General features: G+C 67.0%; 24 protein-coding genes and 2 tRNA genes. 17 read left to right on the top strand and 9 right to left on the bottom strand.

Annotation, left to right across the window (positions count from 1 at the left end):
* Positions 1-612: SUMF1/EgtB/PvdO family nonheme iron enzyme (locus Q0X16_RS06005; protein ID WP_297831941.1), on the top strand; the 612-nt coding region annotated here is incomplete at its 5' end.
* 49 nt (positions 613-661) lie between these two features.
* The gene (locus Q0X16_RS06000) at positions 662-1,540 is read left to right on the top strand and encodes a M48 family metallopeptidase (protein ID WP_297831938.1); all 879 of its coding nucleotides are present in this window, start codon (positions 662-664) and stop codon (positions 1,538-1,540) included.
* A gap of 114 nt (positions 1,541-1,654) precedes the next feature.
* On the opposite strand, the gene phaR is transcribed toward Q0X16_RS06000, so the two are convergent.
* Positions 1,655-2,155, bottom strand: coding sequence for a polyhydroxyalkanoate synthesis repressor PhaR (gene phaR, locus Q0X16_RS05995; RefSeq protein WP_297831934.1), 501 nt, complete (start codon positions 2,153-2,155; stop codon positions 1,655-1,657).
* Positions 2,156-2,437: 282 nt separating this feature from the next.
* Between phaR and Q0X16_RS05990 the strand changes: the two genes are divergently transcribed.
* Positions 2,438-3,235, top strand: a complete 798-nt coding sequence (locus tag Q0X16_RS05990) for a tRNA threonylcarbamoyladenosine dehydratase (RefSeq protein WP_297831931.1) — start codon at positions 2,438-2,440, stop codon at positions 3,233-3,235.
* A 24-nt stretch (positions 3,236-3,259) separates the two neighbouring features.
* Here the strand turns inward: Q0X16_RS05990 and miaB are convergent, their stop codons facing one another.
* Positions 3,260-4,645 carry a tRNA (N6-isopentenyl adenosine(37)-C2)-methylthiotransferase MiaB gene (gene miaB, locus Q0X16_RS05985; RefSeq protein WP_297831928.1) on the bottom strand — a complete coding sequence of 462 codons (1,386 nt, stop codon included), beginning with the start codon at positions 4,643-4,645 and terminating at the stop codon, positions 3,260-3,262.
* 143 nt (positions 4,646-4,788) lie between these two features.
* On the opposite strand from miaB, the gene Q0X16_RS05980 reads away from it, so the two are divergent.
* The 6 genes from Q0X16_RS05980 to Q0X16_RS05955 all read left to right on the top strand — a co-directional run bounded on the left by Q0X16_RS05980 (position 4,789) and on the right by Q0X16_RS05955 (position 9,726).
* Positions 4,789-5,769: a lytic transglycosylase domain-containing protein gene (locus Q0X16_RS05980; RefSeq protein WP_297831925.1), complete on the top strand. Its 981-nt coding sequence runs from the start codon at positions 4,789-4,791 to the stop codon at positions 5,767-5,769.
* Between the two features lie 86 nt (positions 5,770-5,855).
* On the top strand, positions 5,856-6,467 hold the full coding sequence (gene petA, locus Q0X16_RS05975) for a ubiquinol-cytochrome c reductase iron-sulfur subunit (RefSeq protein ID WP_297831923.1): 612 nt from the start codon (positions 5,856-5,858) through the stop codon (positions 6,465-6,467).
* Positions 6,468-6,470: 3 nt separating this feature from the next.
* Complete coding sequence (locus tag Q0X16_RS05970; RefSeq protein WP_297831920.1) at positions 6,471-7,754, top strand: cytochrome bc complex cytochrome b subunit; 1,284 nt, start codon at positions 6,471-6,473, stop codon at positions 7,752-7,754.
* Positions 7,747-8,490, top strand: coding sequence for a cytochrome c1 (locus Q0X16_RS05965; RefSeq protein ID WP_297831917.1), 744 nt, complete (start codon positions 7,747-7,749; stop codon positions 8,488-8,490). The genes Q0X16_RS05970 and Q0X16_RS05965 overlap by 8 nt, the downstream gene beginning before the upstream one ends.
* Positions 8,491-8,594: 104 nt before the next feature.
* Complete coding sequence (locus tag Q0X16_RS05960) at positions 8,595-9,230, top strand: glutathione S-transferase N-terminal domain-containing protein (RefSeq protein ID WP_297831915.1); 636 nt, start codon at positions 8,595-8,597, stop codon at positions 9,228-9,230.
* A gap of 19 nt (positions 9,231-9,249) precedes the next feature.
* On the top strand, positions 9,250-9,726 hold the full coding sequence (locus Q0X16_RS05955) for a ClpXP protease specificity-enhancing factor (RefSeq protein WP_297831911.1): 477 nt from the start codon (positions 9,250-9,252) through the stop codon (positions 9,724-9,726).
* A gap of 9 nt (positions 9,727-9,735) precedes the next feature.
* Here the strand turns inward: Q0X16_RS05955 and Q0X16_RS05950 are convergent, their stop codons facing one another.
* The 6 genes from Q0X16_RS05950 to Q0X16_RS05925 form a co-directional block, all read right to left on the bottom strand.
* The gene (locus Q0X16_RS05950) at positions 9,736-11,046 is read right to left on the bottom strand and encodes an SGNH/GDSL hydrolase family protein (RefSeq protein WP_297831908.1); all 1,311 of its coding nucleotides are present in this window, start codon (positions 11,044-11,046) and stop codon (positions 9,736-9,738) included.
* A gap of 83 nt (positions 11,047-11,129) precedes the next feature.
* Complete coding sequence (locus tag Q0X16_RS05945) at positions 11,130-12,191, bottom strand: GDSL-type esterase/lipase family protein (RefSeq protein ID WP_297831905.1); 1,062 nt, start codon at positions 12,189-12,191, stop codon at positions 11,130-11,132.
* Between the two features lie 7 nt (positions 12,192-12,198).
* The gene (locus Q0X16_RS05940; protein WP_297831902.1) at positions 12,199-13,674 is read right to left on the bottom strand and encodes an MBOAT family O-acyltransferase; all 1,476 of its coding nucleotides are present in this window, start codon (positions 13,672-13,674) and stop codon (positions 12,199-12,201) included.
* Between the two features lie 105 nt (positions 13,675-13,779).
* Positions 13,780-14,115 (bottom strand): DUF3301 domain-containing protein, encoded by a 336-nt coding sequence (locus Q0X16_RS05935; RefSeq protein WP_297831899.1) that lies wholly within the window; start codon positions 14,113-14,115, stop codon positions 13,780-13,782.
* 134 nt (positions 14,116-14,249) lie between these two features.
* Entirely contained in the window at positions 14,250-15,110 is an 861-nt protein-coding gene (gene nadC, locus Q0X16_RS05930) for a carboxylating nicotinate-nucleotide diphosphorylase (protein ID WP_297831896.1), read from the bottom strand.
* Positions 15,107-15,376 (bottom strand): Trm112 family protein, encoded by a 270-nt coding sequence (locus Q0X16_RS05925; RefSeq protein WP_297831894.1) that lies wholly within the window; start codon positions 15,374-15,376, stop codon positions 15,107-15,109. Before Q0X16_RS05925 ends, nadC begins: the two co-directional genes overlap by 4 nt.
* A 143-nt stretch (positions 15,377-15,519) precedes the next feature.
* Between Q0X16_RS05925 and purE the strand changes: the two genes are divergently transcribed.
* From purE to Q0X16_RS05910, 3 genes are read left to right on the top strand one after another with little or no spacing between them, the layout of a single operon-like run.
* Positions 15,520-16,032, top strand: coding sequence for a 5-(carboxyamino)imidazole ribonucleotide mutase (gene purE / locus Q0X16_RS05920; RefSeq protein WP_297831890.1), 513 nt, complete (start codon positions 15,520-15,522; stop codon positions 16,030-16,032).
* A gap of 19 nt (positions 16,033-16,051) precedes the next feature.
* Complete coding sequence (locus Q0X16_RS05915; RefSeq protein ID WP_297831944.1) at positions 16,052-17,197, top strand: 5-(carboxyamino)imidazole ribonucleotide synthase; 1,146 nt, start codon at positions 16,052-16,054, stop codon at positions 17,195-17,197.
* 59 nt (positions 17,198-17,256) lie between these two features.
* Complete coding sequence (locus Q0X16_RS05910) at positions 17,257-17,667, top strand: CrcB family protein (protein ID WP_297831887.1); 411 nt, start codon at positions 17,257-17,259, stop codon at positions 17,665-17,667.
* 15 nt (positions 17,668-17,682) lie between these two features.
* Here Q0X16_RS05910 and Q0X16_RS05905 read toward each other — a convergent pair whose 3' ends face one another.
* Positions 17,683-17,901, bottom strand: a complete 219-nt coding sequence (locus tag Q0X16_RS05905) for a DUF2945 domain-containing protein (RefSeq protein WP_297831883.1) — start codon at positions 17,899-17,901, stop codon at positions 17,683-17,685.
* Between the two features lie 171 nt (positions 17,902-18,072).
* Here Q0X16_RS05905 and Q0X16_RS05900 point away from each other — a divergent pair.
* From Q0X16_RS05900 to Q0X16_RS05880, 5 genes are all read left to right on the top strand, one after another.
* Positions 18,073-18,165: transfer RNA gene (locus Q0X16_RS05900), tRNA-Ser, on the top strand.
* Between the two features lie 76 nt (positions 18,166-18,241).
* Positions 18,242-18,318: transfer RNA gene (locus Q0X16_RS05895), tRNA-Arg, on the top strand.
* A gap of 350 nt (positions 18,319-18,668) precedes the next feature.
* Positions 18,669-20,612, top strand: coding sequence for a DEAD/DEAH box helicase family protein (locus Q0X16_RS05890; protein WP_297831881.1), 1,944 nt, complete (start codon positions 18,669-18,671; stop codon positions 20,610-20,612).
* The gene (locus Q0X16_RS05885) at positions 20,561-21,103 is read left to right on the top strand and encodes a hypothetical protein (protein ID WP_297831879.1); all 543 of its coding nucleotides are present in this window, start codon (positions 20,561-20,563) and stop codon (positions 21,101-21,103) included. The genes Q0X16_RS05890 and Q0X16_RS05885 overlap by 52 nt, the downstream gene beginning before the upstream one ends.
* Positions 21,104-21,139: 36 nt before the next feature.
* Positions 21,140-22,048, top strand: coding sequence for an HD domain-containing protein (locus tag Q0X16_RS05880; protein WP_297831876.1), 909 nt, complete (start codon positions 21,140-21,142; stop codon positions 22,046-22,048).
* The last annotated feature ends 138 nt before the right edge of the window (positions 22,049-22,186 follow it).

Genomic DNA, 22,186 nt, shown 5'->3' with positions numbered 1-22,186 from the left:
GACGTGCGCAGCGGCAATTTCGCCCGCGTCAGCGGGGTGGATTGGCGCTCCGGCTACGATGGCCGGCCGGCGACCGACGACATGCCGGTGGTGCACGTGACGGCCTGGGATGCCGAAACCTACGCGAACTGGCTGTCGGAGCAGACGGGCGGCCACTATCGCTTGCCCAGCGAGGCCGAGTTCGAATACGCGCTGCGGGCCGGCGGGCAGGGGCGATTCTCCTGGGGCGATGGCGGTCCGCCGGCGGGCGTCGACAACATCGCCGGCGGCAAGGACGTGTCCCCGCGCGGGCTGCATTGGAACAACGCCTTCCCGAACTATGGCGACGGCTGGTGGGGGCCGGCGCCGGTCGGCAGTTTCGCGCGCAACGCCTTCGGCCTGTACGACATGGGCGGCAACGTCAGCGAATGGGTCGCCGATTGCTGGCACAAGGGGTTCCGACGCGCGCCGGCCAACGGCGGCGCCTGGGTCAATCCCGGCTGCCGCACCCGCATGTACCGCGGCGGCTCCTGGGCCAGCGGGCCCGATCAGCTGCGCTCGGCATGGCGCGTGGCCGGCGGCATCGACGTCACCAATTCCCGGATCGGCTTCCGGCTGGTGCGCCAGCTTTGACGCCACCGCACGGCTGCGGCACTCTTTCAGGGATCGACAGGAGCACGCGATGAATCAGATTCCGAACGGGGGCCGGCGCGGCGGATTGCGTATCTGGGTGCTGGTGCTGTTCGCGTTGTACGCCGGCTGGTACTGGTATTCCAACCGCAGCGTCGATCCCCTGACCGGGCAGACGGTGATGATCGACCGCAGCATCTCGCCCGAGCAGGAAAAGGCGCTGGGGCTGCAGGCGTATCGCGAGGTGCTGCAGCAGGAGCGTCCCTTGCCTGCGGATGCGGAGGCGTCAAGGCAGGTGCGCGCGATCGCCGATCGCCTGATCGCGGTGATTCCGGAAGTGTCGGACGCCCTGGCCGCCGAGCACCAGATGCAGGCCAGCCACATCGAGCGCAGCTTCGACTGGGATGTCACGGTGCTGCAATCCGATCAGGTCAACGCGTTCTGCCTGCCGGGAGGCAAGATGGCGGTTTACACCGGATTGCTCCCGGTGGCGCAGACCCCCGACGCCATGGCGGTGGTGATGGGCCATGAAATCTCCCACGCCCTGCTGCGCCACGGTGCGCAGCGCATGACCCGCGAGCGGCTGGAGCAGATCGGGCAGGCGGCCGGCGCGGCCAGCGGCATGGACCAGGGCACCCTGCGAACGGTCATGTCGGCCTATGGCCTGGGCAGCGCCTTGCCCTATGCGCGTTCGCAGGAAACCCAGGCCGACGAACTGGGACTGATGCTGGCTGCGGCGGCCTGCTTCGATCCGCATCAGGCCATTCCGCTGTGGCAGCGGATGGACCAGAGATCCGGCAATGGTGCGCCGCCGGAGTTTGCCTCGACCCATCCCAGCGCCGGCACACGCATCCATGATCTTGAACAACTGATGCCCAAGGCCGAGCAATACCGGGCCCGGTTCTGCAAGCAGCCGGTGGCGGCGAACTGAAGCCATCGCCAGGGCGCGTACAGGCACACTCCGGCGGTAGCGGGCGGTTCACACGGATTTCGGGCGGCTCCTGGCCGCGACGGCGCGGCGGTCAGGCCTTGCCGTGAAACGGCGTCACTTGCGGCCGTCCTTGGCGGTGCGGCCGTCGCGGCCGTGTCCGGGGTGGGTGGCGCTGCCCATGCCGCTGCCGAGGTTCTGCTGGAAATCCTTCCACAGCGCCATGTTGCGCTCGGTGAGCTGGTTGAGCATCGTCCACGGGGTCTGTCCGAGCAGGCCGCCCATCTGCTGGCGGAACTGCTGCTGCTGTTCGAGGAACAGCTGCATCGAACGTTCCAGATAATTGCCCATGAAGCCCTGCAGCGAGTCGCCGTAGAAGCGGATCAGCTGGCTGAGCAACTGGGTGGACAGCATCGGCTGCCCCTCCTGTTCGTGCTCGGTGATGATCTGCAGCAGCACCTGCCGGGTCAGGTCCTCGCCGGTCTTGGCGTCGCGCACTTCCAGCGTTTCGCCGTCGACGATCAGCTGACGCACGTCCTCGATGGTGATGTAGCTGGAGATTTCCGTGTCGTACAGACGCCGGTTCGGATATTTCTTGATGACGCGGGTCGAGGGCATTGAGCAAAAACTCTAGCTTCTGCACTGGGCGCAGCATGGCGCAGTGCAGCACGGGTTGCAACTCCTTGGCGTGGCCCAGGAGTTGCCGGAATCTGCTTCGCCGATTCCGGATTTCATTACGTCTCCCATACCCCCATTCGCGCCTGCGGCGCGAATCGCCCCCTGACTCAGGGGGCTGGGTTCTTCGGGTAATTGCACACGTGCTTGTCGTTGCTGCCCGGTCAAGGCAATGCTGATCAAGCCCTTCCTGGCCTTGATCAGCAGTCGCCTTAAACTTGCGCGATGGAGACCGCATTGAACGAACGCTTCGGCGGCATCGACCGCCTGTACGGACGCGGCGCGCTGGCGCGGCTGTCGGGTTGCAAGGTGACGGTGGTCGGCGTCGGCGGCGTCGGCTCGTGGGCGGTGGAAGCGCTGGCGCGCAGCGGCGTGGGCGCGCTCACCTTGATCGACGCCGATGAGCTGTGCGTGTCCAACACCAACCGCCAGCTGCCGGCGCTGGAAGGGCAGTACGGACGCAGCAAGATCGAGGCGATGGCCGAGCGCTGCCGCGGCATCCGTCCCGATATCGCCCTGACGCTGGTGCCGAAGTTCCTGACGCCGTCCAACCTCGACGAACTGCTGGGAACGCCGGCGGACTTGGTGCTGGACGCCTGCGACAGTTTTCGCAGCAAGGTCGAGATGATCGCGTACTGCCGCCGCCGCAAGCAGCCGATCCTCACCGTCGGCTCGGCGGGCGGGCGCAGCGACGTCACGCAGATCCGGGTGCGCGATCTGTCGCGCACCGAGCACGATGCCATGCTGTCGCTGATCCGCAAGAAGCTGCGCGGCGAATTCAATTTTCCGAAGAACCCCGACCGCTATTTCGGTGTGCCGGCGGTGTATTCGCTGGAGAACGTGCGCTATCCGCAGGCCGACGGCAGTGTCTGCGGCGCGCGTCCGTCGCTGGGCAGGGACGAGGCCTTGAAGCTGGACTGCGGCGCCGGCCTCGGCGCGGCCACGCACGTGACGGGCGCGTTCGCCTTTGCAGCAGTGGGCAAGGCGATCGAGATGCTGCTGCACCCGAAAGCCCGCGCCTGAGCGCCGAATCCCGCAGCGTGCGGGCTATTTCGTCACCACCTCGCCGCGCAGCGAGTTGCTCATCGCCTCGGTGATGCGCACGTCGACGAACTGGCCGATCAGGCGCGGCGGCGCCAGGAAGTTCACCGAGCGCATGTTCTCGGTCTTGCCGGTCAGTTCCTCGGGATTCTTCTTCGACGGCCCTTCCACCAGCACGCTCTGGACGGTGCCGACCATCGCCTGCGAGATCGCCGCCCCGCGCGCGGTCAGGTCCCTCTGCAGGCGTTCGAGTCGCGCGTGTTTTTCCGCGCTGGACACGTCGTCGGCGAGGTCGGCCGCGGGCGTGCCGGGCCGGCGCGAGTAGATGAACGAGAAGCTCTGGTCGAAGCCGACGTCGGCGATCAACTTCATGGTCTTCTCGAAATCGATCGCGGTTTCGCCTGGGAATCCGACGATGAAGTCCGAGCTGATGCTGATGTCCGGCCGTGCCGCGCGCAGTTTGCGGATCTTCTGCTTGTATTCGAGCGCGGTGTAGCCGCGCTTCATCGCCGACAGGATGCGGTCGCTGCCCGACTGCACCGGCAGGTGCAGGTAGTTGGCCAGCTTGGGCACGTCGCGGTAGGCCTCCACCAGCGAGTCGGAGAAATCCAGCGGGTGCGAGGTGGTGAAGCGGATGCGCCCGATGCCCTCGATCTGCGCGATGGTGCGGATCAGCAGGCCCAGGTCGGCGGTAGCCTCGTCGTCGCCCAGCCGGCCGCGGTAAGCGTTGACGTTCTGCCCCAGCAGGTTGACCTCGCGCACGCCCTGCGCGGCCAGTTCGGCCACTTCGTCGAGCACGCTGTCGAACGGCCGGCTGATTTCCTCGCCGCGGGTGTAGGGCACCACGCAGTACGAGCAGTACTTCGAGCAGCCTTCCATGATCGAGACGAAGGCGGTCGGCCCTTCCGCGCGCGGCTCGGGGAGGCGGTCGAATTTCTCGATTTCCGGGAAGCTGATGTCCACCTGCGACTGGCCGGTGGCCTGCCGCTGGCGCAGCATTTCCGGAAGCCGGTGCAGGGTCTGCGGGCCGAACACCAGGTCCACGTAGGGCGCCCGGTCGAGGATCGCGGCGCCTTCCTGCGAGGCCACGCAGCCGGCGACCCCGATCACCACCGGGCGGTCGGTCTGCTTGAGGTGCTTCCAGCGCCCCAGCTGGCTGAACACCTTCTCCTGCGCCTTTTCCCGCACCGAGCAGGTATTGACGAGGATCAGGTCGGCGTCTTCGACGTTCTTCGTTTCCTCCATCCCTTCCTGGATCACCAGCAGATCGGCGATGCGCGCCGAGTCGTACTCGTTCATCTGGCAGCCGTAGGTCTGGATGAAGAACTTCTTCGCGCCGGGATTGGCCGGGCGCTTGGAGGGCAGGGCGGGGAGCGGAAGCAGGTCGGTCATGGTGGTTTTCCGGGGCGCGGTGGACAGTCCGGGCCGGTGCAACCGGGCAGTTTAAGGCATTGCCGGTTCCGTTCGGCGGCGTCAGGGCGCAAGGGCTAGGGCAGGGCTTGCCATCCACGGGCAAAGGGCCGACACTCGGCCCCATGTTGGGGAGGCTTGCCACTGCCGGGGTGCTGCTTGCGCTGGCCGCGCCGCTTTGGGCAGGGCAGATTTATCGCTGCGAAAGCGCGGACGGCAGCGTCAGCTACGTCAGCAAGCGCGTTTCGGGCGCCCAATGCAAGCTGGTCAGCAGCTTCCGGCCGGAGCGCGTCAGGCCGCGCCATGCGGCGCCGGCGGCGGCGACGGCTGTGCCGGTCAACCTGACCATGGCGGCTCCCAGTCGGGAAGCGGCCCCATCCGGCGGCGTCGCGCCCGTGTCCGGCGTGACGGCGACCACCGCACCTTCAGCGCCGGCAGCGGCGCCTGTCGTGGCCGTTGCGCCCGCACCCGCACCCGCAAGCTCCGGTCCCCGGGTGGTGCGCGGGCAGGTCTATTCCTTCGTCGGCGCGGACGGCGTGCGCAACTACACCAGCGTGCGGCCGCGCGGAGTGCCGGCGACGGCGGTGCGCACGATCGCCTACAGCTACATCCAGACCTGCTATGCCTGCGGCAGCCTGCCGGGGGTGAATTTCGGCAACCTGCGCCTGAACACCGATGCCTACGACGCCGAGATTCGCGCCGCAGCGGCCGCCAACGGGGTCGAGGTGGCGGTGGTGCGGGCCATCATCCATGCCGAATCGGCCTACAACCCGCTGGCGCTGTCGCGCGCCGGGGCCCAGGGCCTGATGCAATTGATGCCGGGCACGGCGCGCCGGTTCGGGGTGACCGACGCCTTCAACGCCGGCCAGAACATCGCCGGCGGCGTGCAGTACCTGGCGTGGCTGCTCAAGCGCTACAACAACGACCTCACCTTGGCCGCGGCCGGCTACAACGCCGGCGAGGGTGCGGTGGATCGCTACGGCGGCGTGCCGCCCTACAGCGAGACCCAGCGCTACGTCCAACGCGTGGCCGTTCTGGCCCAGCGCTATCGCAGCGCGCTGGCCCCGGCGGCGGCTTCGGCAACGGGCGGATTGTCGGTTCGCTGAACGTTCCGTTAAACTTGCGTGTCTTTTGTTCGTTTGCGTGCCGGCGCGAAGGTGCCGGGTGCGTCCAGGCTACAACGGAGTTCAGGATGGCCAACGAAGAGGTCGACAACGGCCGGCGCCGATTCCTCACCGCGACCACGTCGGTCGTGGGTGCGGTCGGCGTGGGGTTTGCGGCGGTGCCTTTCATCAAGTCGTGGAGCCCGAGCGCGCGTGCGCGCTTTGCCGGCGCTCCGGTGAATCAGGACATCAGCGCCCTGGCCGAAGGCCAGCAGCTGGTCGTCGCCTGGCGCGGCCAGCCGGTGTTCATCGCCAAGCGCAGCAAGGCGATGCTCGACGTCCTGCCGCAGATGGACGCGCTGGTGGCCGATCCGAAGTCGGATGCGTCCGACCAGCCGACCTACGCCAAGAACGAAAACCGCTCGATCAAGCCGGAGATCCTGGTGTTGATCGGCGTGTGCACGCATCTGGGCTGCGCGCCCGAACTGCACGCCGAGATCAAGCCCGAGCCGTTCGATCCGAACTGGAAGGGCGGCTATTTCTGCCCCTGTCACAAGTCGCGCTATGACATTTCCGGGCGCGTCTTCAAGGCGCAGCCGGCGCCGATGAACCTGCCGGTGCCGCCCTACCACTTCGCGGACGACAACACGGTGGTGATCGGCGTCGATCCTTCCGCCGCCCAGAGCAAGGGAGCCGCGTAAGCCATGACCAACAAGATCACGCAGGTCTGCTGCGACGCCGCCAACGGCGTCATGGACTGGGTCAACGCGCGCGCGCCGGGCATGATGCCGGCGTACCGCAAGCACATGAGCGAGTACTACGCGCCGAAGAACTTCAACATCTGGTACATCTTCGGCGTGCTGTCGCTGGTGGTGCTGGTCAACCAGATCGTCACCGGCATCTTCCTGACGATGCACTTCAAGCCGAGCGCGGCGGAAGCCTTCGACTCGGTCGAGTACATCATGCGCGACGTCGACTGGGGCTGGCTGATCCGCTACATGCACAGCACCGGTGCGTCGATGTTCTTCATCGTCATCTACCTGCACATGTTCCGCGGGATGATGTACGGCAGCTACAAGAAGCCGCGCGAACTGGTCTGGCTGCTGGGCATGGTGATCTACCTGGTGCTGATGGCCGAAGCCTTCATGGGCTACGTGCTGCCCTGGGGCCAGATGTCGTACTGGGGCGCCAAGGTGATCATCTCGCTGTTCGGCGCCATTCCGGTGGTCGGCGGCGGGCTGACCGAGTGGATCATGGGCGACTTCAACCCCGGCGACGCCACCCTCAACCGCTTCTTCGCGCTGCACGTGATCGCGCTGCCGCTGGTGCTGCTGCTGCTGGTGGTGCTGCACATCTTCGCCCTGCACGAGGTCGGTTCCAACAATCCCGACGGCGTGGAGATCAAGAAGGGCCCGAAGGGCAACCGCTGGTCGCCCACCGCGCCGGCCGACGGAATCCCGTTCCATCCGTACTACACGGTGAAGGACCTGTTCTTCGTCGTCTGCTTCCTCGGCATCTCGGCGTTCGTCATCTTCTTCGCGCCGACCTTCGGCGGCTGGTTCCTCGAACACGACAACTTCACCGCCGCCAACCAACTGGTGACGCCGGCGCACATCAAGCCGGTGTGGTACTTCACCCCGTACTACGCGATGCTGCGCGTGATCCCGTCGTTCTTCGGGATCAAGCTGTGGGGCGTGCTGGTGATGTTCGGGGCGATCGTCTGCCTGTTCCTGGTGCCGTGGCTGGACAAGTCGCCGGTCAAGTCCTACCGCTATCGCGGCTGGCTCAGCTGGACGATGCTGATGATGTTCGTGGTCTGCTTCTGCTGGCTGGCCAAGATCGGCGCCGGCCCGGGCACCGATCCGGTCGAGGCGATCATCGGCCGCGTGCTGACTTTCCTGTATTTCGCCTTCTTCATCACCATGCCGGTGTGGTCGAAGCTCGACAAGACCAAGCCGGTGCCGGAACGGGTGACCATGCATGACTAAGAATTTCCTGTCCCGCATGGCGGTTGCGGCCGCCGGGCTGCTGCTCAGCGTCTCCGCGCTGGCCAACGAAGGCGGCAACCTGCAGCCGTCGGGTACCGATCTCGACGATCGCGCATCGCTGCAGCGCGGCGCCGCACTGTTCATGAACAACTGCAGCGGCTGCCATTCGCTCAAGTACGTGCGCTATGCCCGGATGGCCGAGGATCTTGGCCTGACCGAAGACCAGGTGATGCAGAACCTGAACTTCACCGGCGGCAAGTTCGGCGACCACGTGATCTCGGCGATGACCCCGGAAATGGGCGTGGCCGCGTTCGGCAAGGCGCCGCCGGATCTGAGCCTGATTGCGCGCGTGCGCGGACCGGACTGGATCTACACCTACCTCAAGTCCTTCTATCTCGACGAGAGCCGCCCGGTCGGCTGGAACAACACCCTGTTCCCGAACGTGTCGATGCCCAATCCGCTGTGGCAGCTGCAGGGCCTACAGCAGCCGAAGTACGGGCCGAAGGATGCGGCCGGCGATGCGCCGGTCGAGGGCTTCACGCTCAGCCAGCCCGGCAGCCAGACGCCGCAGCAGTTCGACCAGACCGCGCGCGACATCGCCGCGTTCCTCGAATATGCCGGCGAACCCGCGGCGCTCAAGCGCCAGGGCATCGGCGTCTGGGTGGTGCTGTTCCTGGCGTTTTTCGCTTTCCTCGCCATGCTGCTGAAGTCGGAGTACTGGCGCGACGTTCATTGACGCGGCGCGTCCCGGCGTGCCCGCGTTGCGGTTCAATGTCGCCCGCATCGTGCGGGCGACGCGGGTGCGTTCGGCCTGTCCGGACGCGGGAGTGGTTTCCGATGATGGCCGTGAGTCCTCGCATGCGTAATGCCCTGACCCTGTTTTCCGCCGTCGATGACGTCGTCTGCCACCGCGTGCGCCTGGTGCTGGCCGCCAAGGGCGTCACCTACGATTTCATCGCCGTCGATCCGCAGGATCCGCCCGAGGATCTGATCGACCTCAACCCCTACCATTCGGTGCCGACCCTGGTCGAGCGCGACCTGGTGCTGTACGCCGCCAGCGTGGTCAGCGAATACCTCGACGAGCGCTATCCGCACCCGCCGCTGATGCCGGTGGAACCGCTGGCGCGGGCGCGGCTGCGGCTGGCGATGCTGCGCATCGAACACGACTGGGTGCCGCAGGTGCAGGCCATCCAGCTAGGCAACAAGCAGCAGGTCGATGCCGGCCGCAAGCGGCTGAAGGAACTGCTGGCGCAATCGGTGCCGCTGTTCAAGGCCTATAAGTTCTTCCTCAACCCGGAAATGAGCCTGGCCGACTGCGCGATGGCGCCGATCATCTGGCGTCTGGAAGCGCTGGGCGTGGGCCTGCCCAAGGACGGCAAGGTGATCGAGGACTACGGCAACCGCATTTTCCGCAACCCGGGATTCGTGCGCAGCCTGACCGAGCAGGAAAAGAAGCTGCGCGAGCTGGTGCTCTGAGCGCGGGCCGGCGCCACCGATGAGCGAACCGTCCGCGCCCGTGATGACCAGCCAGCGTCCCTACCTGCTGCGGGCGCTTTACGAATGGGTGGTGGACAACGGCATGACCCCGCATGTGCTGGTCAATGCCCGCGCGCCGGGCGTGCGGGTGCCGGCGCATACGGTGAAGGACGGGCAGGTGGTGCTCAACATCGCCGAGCGCGCGGTCGCCAAGCTGACGATGGACAACGACGAACTGCGCTTCTCCGCCCGGTTCGGTGGCGTCTCGCAGCTTGTGGTGATCCCGATGGCGGCCGTGATCGCGATCTACGCCCGCGAAAGCGGGCAGGGCATGGCGCTGCCGGAGGAACGACCGACCGGGCCGGCGGCGTCCTCGTCTTCGGCGAGCGCCGTCGAACAAACGCCCGCCGCGCCGGAGGGGGCGGATGGGACGGACAATCCCGACGACGCGCCCGAGCCGCCCAAGCGCGGCGGCCACCTGCGGATCGTCAAGTAGCGATCCGTGTCAGGGCGCCAGCCCGGAAAACAGGTCGTCCGCCAGCGCCTCGTAGCCTTCGCGGCTGAAGTGCACGCCGTCGCGCCGCGCCTTGCCGCTGGCGACCCAGCCCGTCATGCTGCAACGGCCGCCCATCGCCTGCTGCCAGTCCCAGTACAGCGTGTGCTGTTGCCGGGCCACCGCGATCTGCACGGCCTGCACGGCGTCCAGCCCGGCTGCACGCGTGCCGCAGCGTCCACCGGCAAGGCTTTTGAGCGATTCGGGCGCGCCGACGATCAGGATGGCGCTGCCCGGGAAACGCTGGCGCAGGCTGCCGATCGCCGCGACCAGGGTCGCGCGCAGGGCTTCCGGGTCCAGTGTCGTGCGAAACGCCTCGTTGGTGCCGTAGGCCAGTGCGATGAGGTCGGGACGGGCGGCGGTCAGGTCGTCCATCCAGCCGTTGCGCCAGCGGTTCCACTGTTCCAGTTCGGAACCGTTGATGCCGGCCGCGGACACGATCGCGCCCGGGCGGCCGAGGTTCTCCATCCACCAGCCGCCGATCGCAGTTTGCGGGCTGAGGGTGGCCGTCACTGTGATCGGCAATTGCGCTTCGAAGCGGACCGGATGCCATTGCGCATCGACGCCCGGACTCTTGATCGTGAAGCTGGCGCCGCTCGCGTCGGTGACGGTCAGCGGCGCGTCCAGCGGGCCCTGCCGGAGCAGTACCGTCACCGACTGGCGTGATGTCAGGTAGCGCGGAGTCAGCGTCAGAGTGGCGAAGGCTCCGCTCACCTGTGCGATGAAACCGCCGAAAGGATAGTCGTTGCCCGGGCCGGAACTGCGGCTGCTGATCAGCTGCCACCCCGCTTGCGTGAAGCTGACGCGCGCCATGCGCTGGCCGGGGATCTGCATCGGCGTCACCCAGCCGATGCCGCCGTCGCCGAGCCGCTGCTGGAAGCGCAGCCGCAGGCGCTCGGTCAGGAAGTCGCCGGCGGTGTGCGAGTCGCCGATCTGCAGGTAGCGGAACGACGTGCCCGGCCCGGAACGCAGCCGCGCCAGAACCGCGGCGGCGTTGGGATCGCCGAAATCCTGCAGGCTGGCGTTGCTGCCGGAGAGGGGCGGCAGCGCGTCCGGCGTGGCGGTGGGAGCCGGCGCCGGCGCGGCTTGTGGGGCATCGGTCTGGACGGGCGGCGGGCTGGGGGCTACCGGGTGGTAGTCGGCCACCTTGTCCCAGCCGCTGGGGCAGCGCGCGAAATTCCTGTATTCGTTGGCGCCGTCGGCGCCGACTCGCTTGCACACGACGCTGGCGTCGGCGTGTCCCAGAGGCAGCAGGGCCAGCATCCCGCCAGCGAGGCCGGCGGCGAAAACGCGGGAAAGTGCCCGGACCGGGTGCGTCACGGGGTGCAGGTCGAATGAGCCATGGCTCATTTTATCGTGAGCATCGCCTGCACGTGGCGGGCGATGTAGTTCTGTCCGGCCGGCGTGAAATGGATGCCGTCGCCGCTGCGCATCTTGGTCATGACGCCATCGATCGGAATCGCGTCGCTCCAGGGCTGGTCGGGGATGGACAGCAGCGGACGGGTATCCACGAACACCGCGCCGTGGCGAGTCACCTCGTCCCGGATGACCGGCATCAGCCAGGCCATCTGGGCGTCCAGTTGCTCGCGCTTCATGCCCGGCGCGCCGATCCACAGCACGCTGACGTCGTGCGCCTTGGCGGCATCGAGGATGCGCGCCACGCGCCCCCGGTACACCGCTTCCCACTGGGGCGTCTCGAACTTGAGATAGCGGCCGCCGGGGTGTTCCGGATCCGGCATGTCCCAGGGATCGTTCGGGCCGAGCATCACCACCAGCAGCCGGATCGATGCGTCGGCGGCGAGCGCGTCCTCGATGGTCTGCGGCCAGTCGAACGCGGACGGATACGCCAGTCCCGTGCTTTGCCGGCTCAGGTTGACGCTGTCGATGCCGTGGTCGACGCGCAGGCTGCGTTGGAACGGCGGGGCAACGCCCTGCATCAGCGAATCGCCGGCGAACAGCACCTTGCCGGGGGCGGCGAGGGTCAGGTAGTTGCGCACCCGGATCTGTTCGGCCAGCGCCGCGTCGCGCGCCAGCGCCAGCCGGTACTGGCGTTCGGCTTCCCGCTTTTCGCGGGCGATCCTGGCCTGCTCCTGCCGCTGTTTCGCCCAGTAGCGCGGCGTCAGGACGATGTGTGCGTTGAGCCAGCCGCGCAGCGCATCCGAAGTGGCGCCGGTGCCGTCGCGCACGGCCGCGTGCGCCCCTTCCAGGGACTTCCAGAGGGTGGCTCCCGCGTTCCAGCCGGGCGCGTGCGTCAGTCCGCCGAGCGGCGAGGGGCGGTGGTATTGCTGCTGCACATAGACCGCCAGCGAGCCCTGCATCAACCACAGCATTCCCAGCGCCAGCAGGGTCAGGATCATCCACGTCGCCGGCGCGCCGGAGCGGTCTGCGGCGGGCGCGGAAGCTTGCATCGGGGCCTCAGAAGTTCGCATAGATGAACCCCGGCACGCCGGACGGAGCCAGCACGGCGATCACGGCCAGCGTGGCCAGCAGCGGCAACGGTCGCAGCCAGTCCGGCATCTTTTCCAGCGTGCCTGCGTAGCGGGCCGGCGCCCGCGCCAGCCACGGGTAGGCCAGAAGCGCGAACAACATGGCAGCAAGCAACAGCGGCGCATCGGTGGCGATCGGCACGTCCAGCAGGTTGCCGAACAGCGCGCGGAAGATCGCGATGGCGTCGGCGAGGTGGGTGGTACGGAAGAATACGAAGGCGAAGCAGACGAAGTTGACGGTCACGAACACGCCCAGCGCCTTGCCCGCCCAGCCCAGCGCCGCCAGTTTTTCGCGCCCGCCCAGCAGCCGGTCGCCGACGTTCAGCAGCACCAGCGCGGTGGCGTGCAGGAAGCCCCACAGCGCGAAATTCCAGCCCTGTCCGTGCCACAGGCCGGACAGCACGAGAGCGATGAACAGGTTGAGCTGGGTGCGGGAGAAGCCTTGCTTGCTGCCGCCCAGCGGAATGTAGAGATAGTCGCGGATCCACACCGACAGGCTGATATGCCAGCGGTCCCAGAACTGGCGGATGTTGAACGCCAGCAGCGGCGCGCGGAAATTGACCGGAATGCGCAGGCCCAGCAGCATTCCCAGACCGACCACGAGATCGCTGTAGCCGGAAAAATCGAAGAACAGTTGCAGCGTGTAGCCGTAGATCGCGGCCAGCACGTCCAGCGACTGGAACTGCGCGGGGTTGGCGAACACCGGATCGACGATGGTTTCCGCAAGCCAGCCGGCCAGCCACCATTTCTTCGCCAGGGCCAGCAGCACCAGCGTCAGCGCCAGCGTCGGCGCCAGCACCTTGCGCGGCGTGGTCTGTCCGATCTGGTCGAGCGCGTTGCATTCTTGCCCTTCGAAATCGGTGAGATGCCTGGCGTTGCGGGCGCGCAGGATCGGGCCCGAGGTGATGGTCAGGAACAGCCCGAAGTGGCCGAGCAGGTCGAACAGCGAAAACCGCTGCGCAGCGTCGATGTCCTTCCGATAGCGCGCGTGCAGGTAGCTGATGCCCTGGAAGGTGTAGTAGGACACGCCCAGCGGCAGCAGCCAGGTGACGTCCAGCGCGCCGGACGCGATGCCCTGCGCGGCCAGCGCTTCGCGCAGCGGCACCCGGAAGAATTCGGCGTATTTCCAGAACGCCAGATGCGCCACGCCGCCGCCGATCCCGATCCACAGCCAAGCCAGGCGTGGCAGTTTCGGCAAGGCGTCCATGCCCCGCGATACCAGCCATGCGAATACGGTGAAGCCGACGAACGCGGCGCAGGCCACCGGCGTGGCGTAGTGCCACAGCAGGCCGAGGCTGGTGAGCGTGAGCAGCCCGTACTGCGCCCGCGGATGGCGCCAGAACGCCCAGTACAGGGCAAAGAAAGCCACGAAAAAAAAGCCGAATTCGACGGATACCAGCCCCACGCGCAGTTTCTCCCTGCCGCGCGTTCCGTTGCGTCGCCGTCCGGCGGACGCATGATAGCGGGATTTCGGGGCAGGATCGGCCCGAACGGCTGTGCCGGAGCTGCCTCAGTTCGTCAGGGCTTGCACGACGGTCTGCGCGGCGCGGCTCGGGCCGCTGAAGCCGACCAGACGGCCGTCGAGCAGCACCAGCTGGCCGACGTGGCGGTCGTGGCCGTCTTCGGAATACTCGAACCGGAACCGGCGCTCCAGCCCGAGCCAGCCGCCGGGTTTGCGGCGCAGGCGCAGGCCGGAGGCGTGCACCGATTGGTCGAGCCACTGCACGCCGGCCGCAGCGCAGGCGTCGCGGCCAATCTCGGTGGCGCGTTCGGCGGCGGCGCGGGCGGCGGTGAAGAAGAAGAACGCCGCTGCGCCAACGATCATCAGGACGAGCAGCGTCGGCATGGAGCTACTGTGGTGACGTTTGCGCCCGCTTGCAAGCGGGCAGGCCGGTTGCCTCGGCCATGAACGATTCGGCTGCCTTCACTTCTTGGGCGCGGATCAGTTCTGCCGGCGTTTCATTCGCGTCCAGATGCTTTTCAATCGTCCACGAGCTTCAGCGAGAAATCGATGGCGTGGACGTGCTTGGTCAACGCGCCGATCGAGATGCAGTCCACGCCGTCCTCGGCGATGGCGCGAACGTGCTCCAGATCGACGCCGCCGGACACCTCCAGTGGAATGCGGCCGTCGAACGGCGCGGCCCTGGCGATGCGCACCGCCTCGCGCCGGGTGGCGGCATCGAAATCGTCGATCAGGATCCGCGTGCATCCGGTTTCCAGCGCCGCACGCAGTTCGTCCAGCGTTTCCACCTCAACGATCAGCGGCAGCCGTGGATGCAGGGCGCGCGCCCGCGCGATGGCCGACGCCACCGAGCCGAAGGCGTGGATGTGGTTCTCCTTCAGCATCACCGCGTCGAACAACCCCATGCGGTGGTTGTCGCCGCCGCCGACGCGCACCGCGTACTTCTGCGCCATCCGCAGCCCGGGCAGGGTCTTGCGGGTGTCGAGGATGCGCGCGCCGGTGCCGCGCACCGCGTCCACGTAGCGGGCGGTGGTGGTGGCGGTACCGGACAGGGTTTGCAGGAAATTGAGCGAGGCGCGCTCGGCGCTGACCAGGGCGCGCCGACGCCCCTCCAAGGAGGCGACCACCGTGCCGGCCCGGATGGCGTCGCCTTCGGCGCAGCGCCAATCGATTCGCGCCTGCGGATCGAGCGCGCGGTGGCAGGCGTCGAACCAGGGGCGCCCGGCGATGACGCAATCCTCCTTGCAAAGCAGGCGCGCGCGATCCGGCGCATCGTCCAGAAACGCGGCGGTGGCATCGCCGCTGCCCAGATCCTCGGCCAGCGCGGCAGCAACGTCAGCGGCGATGGCCTCGGCGGAAGGTGCGGGAGCGTGGGTCATGCGCCCGGGAAGCCGTCGACCTGCGTAGTGGCCAGGCCGTCCTCGATCAGCAGGACCGGAATGCCGTCGTCGATTCGGTACACGGTCTTGCGGTCGCGGGTCACCAGCGCCTCCTGCAAGGCGTCGGATTGCGCGCTGCCGTCGCCGCGCTTGACCGCGCCCGCCCGGATCGCGCGGTTGAGCGCTTCCAGCCCGGCCGGTTCCAGCAGCGCCAGCGGCTGGCGGGTGGCGGGGCAGACGAGGATGTCGAGCAGTTTGCGATCCATGGGACGTGCGCAGTCGGGTGTTGCGCGCAAGGGTAGCACCCGATGCGATCGCCGAAGCCGGCATGGCGGGACCTTGTGCCGCTGCGCCGGCTCGACGCCCCGGGCCAACGCGCTAGAATGCCGCTTTGACGAACGAAGCCATCATGACCGAACCGCTCCGAACCGATGCCGCCCCGCTGGTGGGCATCGTCATGGGCTCGCGCTCCGACTGGGAAACGATGCAGCGCGCGGCGCAGACGCTCGACACCCTCGACGTGTCGCACGAGGTGCGCGTGGTGTCCGCGCATCGCACCCCCGACGTGCTGTTCGAATACGCCGCCAGCGCCGCCGGACGCGGCCTGCGGGCGATCATCGCCGGCGCCGGCGGGGCTGCGCACCTGCCTGGCATGCTGGCGTCCAAGACCGCCGTGCCGGTCCTGGGCGTGCCGGTCCAGAGCCGCACCCTCAACGGCCTGGATTCGCTGCTGTCGATCGTGCAGATGCCGGCCGGCGTCCCGGTCGCGACTTTCGCGATCGGTCATGCCGGTGCGACCAATGCCGCACTGTTCGCCGCCGCGCTGCTGGCCGCCGACCATCCGGCGATCGCCGCGGCGCTGGCCGCCTTCCGCGCGCGCCAGACCCAGGATGTCGTCGACAACGATGACCCCCGCACCTGACCTGCAGGACGATTCGGGCATTCCCACGGTCGGCGTCCTCGGCGGCGGCCAGCTTGCCCGCATGCTGGTGCTGGCGGGCGCGCCGCTTGGCCTGCGCTTCAAATTGCTCGACCCGGCCCCGGATGCCTGCGCCGGCCAGCTCGCGCCGCTGACGGTGGGCGCTTACGACGCCCCCGATGCGCTGCGGAGTTTCGTCGAAGGCATCGACGTGGCGACCTTCGATTTCGAGAACGTCCCGGCGCCGGCCGCGGAGTGGCTGGCGGCGACGCGGTCGGTGTTTCCGCCGCCCCGGGCGCTGGCCGTGTCCCAGGACCGGCTGTCCGAGAAGTCCCTGTTCCGGGAGTTGGGCATCCCGGTGACGGCGTTTGCCGCGGTGGATACTCTCGACGAGCTGCACGCGGCCGTGGCCACGATCGGCATCCCCAGCATTCTCAAGACCCGCCGGCTTGGCTACGACGGCAAGGGCCAGTACCGCATTCGAAGCGCCGAGGACGTGCAGGCCGCATGGTCTGCGCTGGGCCCGCAGGCCCCCGAGGTCGGGCTGATCCTGGAGGGCTTCGTGCCCTTCCAGCGCGAACTGTCCATCATCGCCGCGCGCGACAGGAGCGGCGAATTTTGCGCCTGGCCGTTGACAAGGAACTGGCACGTGGACGGCGTGCTCTCGGCCAGCCTCGCGCCCGCGCGGGCGAGCGCCGGGATCCGGGAGAAAGCGATGACGTACGCCAGGACGCTTGCGGAAGCGCTGGAGTACGTCGGCGTGTTCGCGCTGGAACTGTTCGAGCACGACGGCGAACTTCTGGCCAACGAAATGGCACCGCGCGTGCACAACTCCGGACACTGGACGATCGAAGGCAGCCACGCCAGCCAGTTCGAAAACCATCTGCGGGCCGGACTTGGCCTGCCGCTGGGCAGCACCGCCATGCGCGGACAAGCCTGCATGCTCAACTGGCTCGGAGCGATGCCGGACCGCAAGACCGCGCTCGCGGTACCCGGCCTGCACTGGCACGACTACGGCAAACGGCCGCGCCCGGGTCGCAAGGTGGGCCACGCCACCCTGTGCGCCGATTCACCCGCGGAATTGGCAGCAAAGCTGGAACGACTCGGCGCTGCGCTGGACCGGCGGGCGCAGGTAGCGCCGGTGGTTGCCAGCCTGCGCGACGGATAAGCGATGTTCCAGGAAACCAGAGCGCCGGGCGTTGGCCTGCCTCGAGGCAGGAGCGCGACATGCTGACGGCGATCTGGTGGAAACAGCTGGCGTTGGTGATGTGTGGCGGCGCACTGGGCGCTGGGGGGCGATTCTGGTTGGGTGGCTGGCTGCTGCGGCACCTGGGCGAGGGCATCCCCTGGGGGACGCTGACGGCGAACCTGTCGGGTTCGTTCGCGATCGGGTTCCTCGCCGTCTGGCTCGAAGGACGCGGCCCGCAGGCGCTGTACTGGCGTGCCTTCCTGATCGTGGGCCTGCTCGGTGGCCTGACCACCTACTCCTCGCTGATGCTGGAGATCCTGCTGATGGGCCGCAGCGGGCGCAGCGGGGCGGTGGTCGGCTACCTCGGCACGACCCTCGTACTCGGGTTCCTGCTGGTCTGGCTGGGCACCTGGGTCGCAGGAGCGCTGCGGGAGCCGTTCCCTGCCTGACCGGCGGGTGGATCGTCAGTCGATTCTGGTCAACGCCTTGCCGTAGTGGGCGGCAACGTGGTCGGTCTTGTCGCTTCGGATCTCGTATTGCGGCTTTTCCGGACTGGCGTGGTGGGTGTGTCCCTTGTAGTCGAAGTCACGGGTGTGGACCCGGAGGATGCGGCCCGAGACAACGCCGGCCTCGGAGTTCCAGCGAACAGGGTCGCCCACCTTGAATTTCGGTTCCGTTGGCATCGCGCCACCTCCTCGACTGCAGCCAGTCTGCGGCGTGGGCCGCAAAAGAAGCGTGATGACCCAGGCGGTCGAAGGTCGGTCGTGTCGCTGCGGTGGACGCAGCGATGAGCGAGGTCGATTGCCGGATTCCGGCGCAGCCTGTATCCTTCCGGGCTCGCAGCAACGCGACCCGGAGACTTGCCCGAGAGGCCGAAGGGGCTCCCCTGCTAAGGGAGTATGGGGTCAAAAGCTCCATCGAGGGTTCGAATCCCTCAGTCTCCGCCAATTCGCGTTCACGCCGCTGTCCACGCTGAAATTTGCGTTGACGCGAGGTGCTGCGATGCATCACAATTCCGCTTCTGCGCCCGTAGCTCAGCTGGATAGAGCACCAGGCTACGAACTTGGGGGTCGGGAGTTCGAATCTCTCCGGGCGCGCCACCAAAAACGCAACAGGGTCAACGAGTTAACGCTCGTTGGCCCTTTTGCTTTGGGGTCAGTCGCCGCGTTCCGTGCCACTTTCGTGCCATCTTCGTGCCACCTTGTCCGGCGTGCCGTGCCAACTTTGCGGAAAAGGGGTCATTCCGCTTGGGGGTCATCTGGAACGGATTTGGGTTTGTGATGGACCTTGGGTGGGGAATCGAAAACTCGCCGGTTTCCGGGAGTGTCGAGTTGGGGATAGCCAAACCGGGGCCCCATGTCTGCTGCGGTTCATGCAGGGGAGTTGGCGCGTGCGCGTGACCTGACGCATCGCTCTAGAATCCCTTGTCGACATTGGTGGGGTGTGCGGTTTGAAGATCGAGGACATTGCCCAAGGACAGCGGTTGATAGGAGTGGATCCTGCCGGGCCGGTCGACGTCGTCGCCGTGACGCCTGCAGGCCCTGACGCCATCGGTCTTGTCTACAGGACTTTGTCGGGAGCCATTGCGGAACGGATGCTGCTGCGGGATGACGAAGCCGCCCTGGCGCTCGCGTCGGTCACACGTCCTTGGTCATTCGCAGCCAGCGGCGAGGCTTTCCAATTGGCCGCCGAAGCCCTGCGTATTCGTTTCGCCCATCTGTTCGATCCGATGATGGCGGTGCACACCTCTGATGTGGAGCCTTTGCCGCACCAGATCTCCGCGGTGTACGAGGCCATGCTGCCGCGCCAGCCGTTGCGCTTCGTGCTGGCAGACGATCCTGGTGCTGGCAAGACCATCATGGCGGGCTTGCTGATTCGGGAGCTGATCATGCGCTCCGATGCGCAGCGGATCCTGGTGGTCTCGCCCGGCGCGCTGTCCGGCCAGTGGCAAGACGAACTGCGCGACAAGTTTGGTCTGGAATTCACGCTGTTCAGTCGCGAGCAGCAGGAGCTGTCGGCAAACGGCAATGCTTTTACCCAGACCGACTACATGATCGCGCGGCTGGACCAGTTGGCACGCAACGACGATTTGCAGGAGAAGCTGCGCGCCTCGTATTGGGATCTGGTTGTCATCGACGAGGCGCACAAGTGCTCGGCCAGCTTCTCTGGCGGCGACATCAAGAAGACCCACCGCTACGAACTGGCTGAACTGCTTGGCTCCATTTCCCGCCACTTCCTTTTGATGACGGCCACGCCGCATAACGGCAAGGACGAGGACTTCCAGTTGTTCATGGCGCTGCTCGACGGCGACCGCTTCTACGGCAAGTTCCGGGAAGGCGCCACTCGGGTGGACGTGTCCGACCTGATGCGGCGCCTCGTCAAGGAGGAACTGCTCAAGTTCGATGGCACCAAACTGTTCCCGCAGCGCCGGGCCTATACCGCCAACTACGACCTGTCGCCGGCCGAGGAAGCGCTGTACGCCCACGTTTCGGATTACGTGCGCAACGAGTGGAACCGTGCCGAGCAACTGGACGGCAAGCAGCGCACCAGCATCGGTTTTGCCTTGACCCAGCTGCAGCGCCGCCTGGCCTCCAGTCCGGCGGCCATCTACCAATCACTGCTGCGCCGTCGCAAGCGGCTGGAAGAACGCCTGGAGGAAGCCAAGCTCATTGCCCGTGGCAACCGTGCCGGCGAGGAGCGATCGTTCTACGGAAAGCGGGTGGCTATTGACGTGCCGGACGATCTGGACGAGGCCGAGGACGAGCTGTCGCCGGAGGACTTCGAGAACGTCGCCGACCAGGCGGTGGAGCAGGCGAGCACCGCCGACACCATCGTCGAGATGGAGGCCGAACTGTTCACCCTGCGCGCGCTGGAAGCTGAAGCCCGGGCACTCTACGAAAGCGGCAGTGACCAGAAGTGGCGCCAGCTGTCGCAGATCCTGCAAGACAATGCGTTGATGTTCGATGCCGGTGGCAACCGCCGCAAGATCATCATCTTCACCGAGCACCGCGATACGTTGAGCTACCTGGCCAACAGGATTATCAATCTGCTGGGCAAGCCGGAGGCAGTGGTCCAAATCCATGGTGGCACCAACCGCGACGATCCCCGTTCGATGCGGTGCACGTGTTCACACCGGATGCCGACATTCCCGACGATTGGGAGCTGCGGTTGGTGGTTCTGCCGCCTTCGGCGGCGTTCACGCGCGCCGGCCCGAATCCGGCGCGCGACATGGCGCGGCGTGTGTTGCGTTCGCGCGGCGAACAGCCGCGGCAGAAACAGAATCGCCTGCTGTTTCTTGCTCCGGACTTCGACCAGGTCAATCGCGTCAAGGACACCGTACGAATGCTGCTGGCTTGGCGTTCGATCGAGTCGGACATCAGGGACCTGCGGCTGACGCTGGACAACCACCAGCAGCGGCAGGCGACGCAAGGCCGCGAACAGGCGGCCGAAACCTTGCTGCGCATGGTGCGTGAAGCGTGGCGCTGGCTGGTTGTGCCTGTGCAGATGGAAAGGCGTGGCGGCGGTCTGGATGAAGCAGGCTGGGAGGAGTTTTCCCTCAATCCCGCCGCGCAGGGTTTGGGGCGCGAGTTGGAACGTGTTGTCGTCGAAAACGAACTGGTGATCCGCGAATGGTCGCCAATCCACCTGCATCGGCTGCTGGCGAAGTGGTACTGGAAGGACGGCGTGGCGGAGGTTCCGGCGCCGCCGTCCGTACCAACTGCGCCACACCTGCGCGACGTTGTGGCTGACGGCGGGCGAGAACCCGCTGTGGGTCGCCCGCCAGCTGGGCCACTCCAACGTCGAGATGCTGTTTCGGGTCTACGCACGCTGGGTGAAGGACGTGACGCGCAACGACGGCTCCGCATTCGAGCGTCTGCTGGATGAATCGCAACACACCAAGGATGGAAAGGAGGAAGCCAAATGAGCCTTCGCAGTTTGCAACAGCGCCCCGCGGGGCGGGAGCTGGTCCGGTTTTGCTTGCAGAGGGTGCGCTACCTCAGGGATGAGGATGGAGAGGAGTACGTCCAGCTGGACGTCGAGGATTTCTCGGGCACCGCCAAGCTCCGCGTGGAGTTCGACTGGGACCGGTGGGCGCTCAATCGCCCGGACAATGGGGCGCTGTTCGAAAGCACGGTCAGCCACCGTTTCCTGGATGGCCGGCTGTGGCTGGAGGGCAGGACCGCAGAACCCCTCATGGAGAATGAGATGTATCGGCTTGGCCCGGCGCTGTTCCCGCGCTCCGGCGTGCCGGAGCCGGTCCAGCCGGCGCTGGATGAGCTGGTGGAAATTTTCAATAGGATCGAGCCGGAGTGCGTCCGGATGTTTCTTGGACGCGTCTTCACGGATCCGCACATCGCAGGCCGGTTCATGCGGAGCCGTGCGAGTGCCAATCATCACCACAACTACAAAGGCGGATTGCTGGAGCACAGCGTGGGCGTGGCGCAGGTCTCCATCGATTTGTCGCATGAAGTCGATCCGGAGCTGCGCGACATCATCACGGCTGGGGCGCTGATGCATGACATTGGGAAGATCGAGACGGTCGGGGAAGGGCCTTCTCGCCCGATGTTGGGCCGGTGGGTGCAGCACGAGGCGCTGACCCTGGAGATCCTTGCGCCGCATCTTGGCTGGCTCGACGCGCAGTGGCCGAAGGGAGGCGCGCTGCTGCGCAACTGCCTGACGTGGTATGCGGTCAAGCCGCCGGGCTTCTCCAGCTTCGTGGGCGCGGACATCATCCGGGCTGCCGATCAGATCAACGTTGCCATGGCGATGGGAAAGGGGACGGGAGAGCACCGGTTCGATGCGTTCAGGAGTTGCCGGAGCGCTTTCTGAATCGTGGCAAGGCAATGCCAACCGCAGGGCACATGCGTGGGTTTGCGCTGGCCCTGCGGAGAGTCACCCAGGGCGCGGGCTTGGCGTAGCGGTGGAAGCTGCTGGGGCCAGTGAGGCGTTGGCAGTCGTGGCGGGGGG

The organism is Thermomonas sp., from assembly GCF_025993755.1.
GTDB lineage: Bacteria > Pseudomonadota > Gammaproteobacteria > Xanthomonadales > Xanthomonadaceae > Thermomonas.
The sequence above is the reverse complement of the archived record's forward strand: the minus strand, read 5'-3'. Positions and strand labels throughout refer to the sequence as shown.

Excerpts from the sequence above, each read along its gene's own strand:
- Q0X16_RS06000 (WP_297831938.1), top strand. The coding sequence starts at position 662 with ATGAATCAGATTCCGAACGGGGGCCGGCGCGGCGGATTGCGTATCTGG.
- phaR (WP_297831934.1), bottom strand. The coding sequence starts at position 2,155 with ATGCCCTCGACCCGCGTCATCAAGAAATATCCGAACCGGCGTCTGTAC.
- Q0X16_RS05990 (WP_297831931.1), top strand. The coding sequence starts at position 2,438 with ATGGAGACCGCATTGAACGAACGCTTCGGCGGCATCGACCGCCTGTAC.
- miaB (WP_297831928.1), bottom strand. The coding sequence starts at position 4,645 with ATGACCGACCTGCTTCCGCTCCCCGCCCTGCCCTCCAAGCGCCCGGCC.
- Q0X16_RS05980 (WP_297831925.1), top strand. The coding sequence starts at position 4,789 with ATGTTGGGGAGGCTTGCCACTGCCGGGGTGCTGCTTGCGCTGGCCGCG.
- petA (WP_297831923.1), top strand. The coding sequence starts at position 5,856 with ATGGCCAACGAAGAGGTCGACAACGGCCGGCGCCGATTCCTCACCGCG.
- Q0X16_RS05970 (WP_297831920.1), top strand. The coding sequence starts at position 6,471 with ATGACCAACAAGATCACGCAGGTCTGCTGCGACGCCGCCAACGGCGTC.
- Q0X16_RS05965 (WP_297831917.1), top strand. The coding sequence starts at position 7,747 with ATGACTAAGAATTTCCTGTCCCGCATGGCGGTTGCGGCCGCCGGGCTG.
- Q0X16_RS05960 (WP_297831915.1), top strand. The coding sequence starts at position 8,595 with ATGGCCGTGAGTCCTCGCATGCGTAATGCCCTGACCCTGTTTTCCGCC.
- Q0X16_RS05955 (WP_297831911.1), top strand. The coding sequence starts at position 9,250 with ATGAGCGAACCGTCCGCGCCCGTGATGACCAGCCAGCGTCCCTACCTG.
- Q0X16_RS05950 (WP_297831908.1), bottom strand. The coding sequence starts at position 11,046 with ATGCTGGCCCTGCTGCCTCTGGGACACGCCGACGCCAGCGTCGTGTGC.
- Q0X16_RS05945 (WP_297831905.1), bottom strand. The coding sequence starts at position 12,191 with ATGCAAGCTTCCGCGCCCGCCGCAGACCGCTCCGGCGCGCCGGCGACG.
- Q0X16_RS05935 (WP_297831899.1), bottom strand. The coding sequence starts at position 14,115 with ATGCCGACGCTGCTCGTCCTGATGATCGTTGGCGCAGCGGCGTTCTTC.
- nadC (WP_297831896.1), bottom strand. The coding sequence starts at position 15,110 with ATGACCCACGCTCCCGCACCTTCCGCCGAGGCCATCGCCGCTGACGTT.
- Q0X16_RS05925 (WP_297831894.1), bottom strand. The coding sequence starts at position 15,376 with ATGGATCGCAAACTGCTCGACATCCTCGTCTGCCCCGCCACCCGCCAG.
- purE (WP_297831890.1), top strand. The coding sequence starts at position 15,520 with ATGACCGAACCGCTCCGAACCGATGCCGCCCCGCTGGTGGGCATCGTC.
- Q0X16_RS05910 (WP_297831887.1), top strand. The coding sequence starts at position 17,257 with ATGCTGACGGCGATCTGGTGGAAACAGCTGGCGTTGGTGATGTGTGGC.
- Q0X16_RS05905 (WP_297831883.1), bottom strand. The coding sequence starts at position 17,901 with ATGCCAACGGAACCGAAATTCAAGGTGGGCGACCCTGTTCGCTGGAAC.
- Q0X16_RS05885 (WP_297831879.1), top strand. The coding sequence starts at position 20,561 with ATGCTGCTGGCTTGGCGTTCGATCGAGTCGGACATCAGGGACCTGCGG.
- Q0X16_RS05880 (WP_297831876.1), top strand. The coding sequence starts at position 21,140 with ATGAGCCTTCGCAGTTTGCAACAGCGCCCCGCGGGGCGGGAGCTGGTC.